Here is a 3,347-nt window from a genome sequence, read left to right as displayed (position 1 = left end):
GACCAGCGCCACCGTGACCGGTCTGGACAACGGCACGGCGTACGCGTTCGACGTCGTCGCCACCAACCGCGTCGGCACCGGGGCGGCCTCGCCGCTGTCGGTGCCGGTGACCCCGGCGGCGGTGCCCGGCGCGGCGACGGGCGTGAGCGCCACCGCGGGCAACGCCTCCCTCACCGCGACGTGGACGGCCCCGGCCGACACCGGTGGCTCCCCGGTCACCGCCTACACCGTGCGCGCCCACCGGGCCGGCAGCAGCACCGCCACCACCGTGACCGTGGGGGGCAGCAGCACCACGGCGACCCTCACCGGTCTGGTCAACGGCAGCGCCTACACCGTCGACGTCGTGGCCACCAACGCCGTGGGCGCCGGGCCGGCCTCGGCCCGCTCGGCGGCGGTGACGCCCGTCGCGGCGACGACCGTCACGGTCCCCGGCGCGCCGACCACCGGTGGCGTCGTCCTCGGCGACCGCAGCGCCACCGTGAGCTGGAAGGCGCCGGCCGGCACCGGCGGCGCCGCGATCACCGGGTACGTGGTGCGCCGCTACGACGGCACCACCGGTGCGCTGCAGGCGACGACGACCGTCGCCGCCACGGCCCGCAGCCACACCGCCACGGGTCTGACGGCCGGCAGGAGGTACGCCTTCACCGTCGCGGCGGTCAACCGCGCCGGCACCGGTGCGGCCTCGGCCCGCTCGGCCGTCGTGACGGCCGGTGCGGTACCGCCGGCGCCGCGCATCGCCACCGCCACCTCCGGGACGCCGGGCGGCGCCGTCACGGCGACCGCCGCCTGGAACCCGCCGACCGGGACCTCCACCCCGGCCGTCACCGGGTACCGGGTCATCGCCCAGCGGGTGAACCTGAGGGGCGACGTCGTGCAGACGATCACCTCCGCGGTGCAGCCGGCCACCGGCCGCACGCTGCGGATGACGCTGCCGGCGGGGCGCTACCGGTTCTCGGTGGTCGCGGTCAACGCCATCGGCACGAGCGCGGCGTCGAGGACGTCGAACACCGTCCTCGCGCTGTGAGCCGGGACGCGCCGGGGTCCTCCCGGCGGTGAGGAGGGGGCGGGCCCACCGGGCCCGCCCCCTCCCGCGTCCCGGGACCCGCCGGTGAGGTGCCCGGCCGGTGAGGTGCTCAGCAGGCGGCGCGGTAGGTGTCGAGCTCCAGGCGCTTGCGCATGGCGTCGAACCCCGCGGCGCGGGCCGCCGGGCAGAACTCGGCCACGGGCGTGTCGTACTCCACGACCCAGACCGCCTTGCCCTCGTCGCGGAACGCGTCGTACACGTCGCACTCGTCGTGGGCGAAGCACTCCTCGTTGAGCGCCCAGTCGAAGTACGGCTCCAGCTCGCGCACCTGGTCCACGTCGTTCTTCAGGGCGATCTTCAGGCCGAGCCGGTGGGCGGTGTCGGCCAGCATCCGGTTGTAGGCCAGCTGGTCGGCGGCGGTGAGCGGGAACCCCGTCCGGTTGGTCCAGCCGTCGACGTTGTCGGGCTCGACGGCGTCGAACCCCTTGTCGCGGCACATCCGCATCCGCTCGGCCATGAGGGGTTCGAGCACGGTGCGCCGGCGGATGTCGAGCCACTTCTCCCCGGCCCAGCCGTCGAGGGCGCGGCCCCGCAGCGAGGCGGGGAACTTCTTCGCGTCGGGTCGCCAGTCCTCCCACGAGCCGGCGGAGAAGTAGCAGACCGCGCCGGCGCCGCGCTTCTTGATCTCGGCGACCCGCGAGGCGGGGGTGTCGAACCCGTCGACGTCCCAGGCCGCGACACCGGTGGCCGCGGCGACCTGCTTGGCGGTGGGCACCGAGCTGAGCACCCACTGCCAGCCCTTGCCGGGGGTGGGGGTCCAGGCGGCGGCCGAGGCGGGGGAGCAGGCCAGCAGCGGCAGGACCAGGACCGCGGCGAGGACGGTGGCGAGACGGGCGGCGCGGTGCACGGCGACCTCCTGGGCGCTCGGCGGGTGCTGCGGTGCGTCGGGCCGTCCTCGGCACGCGGGCCCCGGACCTTGAGCCCGCCGCAGGAGATCCTCCCGGACCCCACCCCCGCGGGCTAGCCGTGCTCGCAGACGTGGCGCCAGGCGTCGAGGTCGCGGCGCTTGAGCATCGAGGAGAACCCCGGCCGGTGCGCGGCGGCGCAGAAGCCGGCCGGGTCCACGCCGTACTCCACGTGCAGGACGGCCTTGCCCGCGGCCACGAACGGGTCGAGGAGGTGGCACTCGGCGTACCGCGCGCACGACTCGTTCACCGCGAAGTCGACGTCGTCCACGAGGTCGCGGACCTGCCCGAGGTCGTTCTTCAGGCCCACCGCCATGCCGCGGGCGTGCACCTCGGCGGCGATCCAGCGGTTGAAGCGCAGCTGGTCGGCCGCCGTGAGGTCGAAGCCGGTGGCGTTGGCCCAGCCGTCCACGTTGTCCGGTTCGACGGCGTCGAAGCCCCGGTCCCGGCAGGCGTCCAGCCGGCGCAGCAGCGGGGCGGCGAGCAGGTCGAGGCGGCGCACGTCGAGCCAGCGCTCGTCGGGCCAGTCCGCCATCGGCGCGCCGAGGACCTGTGGGGGGAAGTCGCCGGCGTCGTCGCGGTACGCCTCCCACGTCCCGGCGCTGACGTAGCCGATGACGCGGCGGCCGTCGGCGTGCAGCCGGTCGACGACGGCGCGGGGCACCTGCCAGTCCACGTCGTAGACCGGCACGTCGACGGTCAGGTCGAGGTCCCCGGACAGCTGCCACTGCCAGGCCGTCCCGGGCTCCGGCCGCCAGGGCGGCGGCGCCACCTGCTCCGGCTGCCCCACGCCCGCACCTCCCGACGACCCCGCGGCCGCTGCCGCGACCGCCGTCGTCCACGCTAGGGGGTGGGGACCGCGAGGACGCGCCGGCGCCGGGCGCGGGCGGGGAGGGGGACGGGTGCGGGGACCGGCGTGGGGACTGCTGACGGTGCACCCGCACGACGCGGCGCACTGGGGCGCGCTGCGCGCGGCGGTCGGGCTCGGGGTGCCGATGCTCGCGCTCGTCGCGACGGGCCGGGTGGAGGACGCGCTGCCCGTGACGTTCGGCGCCTTCGCGGGCGTCTACGGCCGCCACGCCGCCTACCCCGTGCGGCTGCGGATGCAGGCCGGTGCCGGTGCGCTGCTCGTGGCCTGCGTCGTGGCGGGCACGGTCGTCGCCGCGCTCGGCGTGCCCGGCCTGCCCGTGCTCGTCGCGGCCCTGGCCAGCGTCGCCGCGTACTGCGCCGTGCGCCGCGGCGGCTGGCTGCCCCCGGGTTCGCTGTTCGCCACCTTCGCCGCGGGCGCCTGCGCCGCCCACCCGCGGCCGTGGTCGGCGGTGGGCGGCGCGCTGCTGCTCAGCGCGGCCGCCGCGGCG

3 protein-coding genes and 1 pseudogene are annotated in these 3,347 nt (G+C 76.9%); 2 read left to right on the top strand and 2 right to left on the bottom strand.

Annotated features, from left to right (window positions below; genetic code table 11):
- Positions 1-1,024 (top strand): fibronectin type III domain-containing protein (locus tag ABEB16_RS18555; protein ID WP_345713693.1); only part of this gene is annotated, 1,024 nt, incomplete at its 5' end.
- Positions 1,025-1,133: 109 nt separating this feature from the next.
- On the opposite strand, the gene ABEB16_RS18550 is transcribed toward ABEB16_RS18555, so the two are convergent.
- On the bottom strand, positions 1,134-1,931 hold the full coding sequence (locus ABEB16_RS18550) for an endo alpha-1,4 polygalactosaminidase (RefSeq protein WP_345713692.1): 798 nt from the start codon (positions 1,929-1,931) through the stop codon (positions 1,134-1,136).
- A gap of 113 nt (positions 1,932-2,044) precedes the next feature.
- Positions 2,045-2,779, bottom strand: a complete 735-nt coding sequence (locus ABEB16_RS18545) for an endo alpha-1,4 polygalactosaminidase (RefSeq protein WP_345713691.1) — start codon at positions 2,777-2,779, stop codon at positions 2,045-2,047.
- Positions 2,780-2,891: 112 nt separating this feature from the next.
- Here ABEB16_RS18545 and ABEB16_RS18540 point away from each other — a divergent pair.
- A pseudogene (locus ABEB16_RS18540) lies at positions 2,892-3,347 on the top strand (FUSC family protein); the annotation flags it as partial.

Source organism: Kineococcus glutinatus (assembly GCF_039542765.1).
GTDB classification, from domain to species: Bacteria; Actinomycetota; Actinomycetes; order Actinomycetales; family Kineococcaceae; genus Kineococcus_A; species Kineococcus_A glutinatus.
Note: the sequence above shows the minus strand (reverse complement) of the source record. Positions and strands in the feature narration are given on the sequence as shown.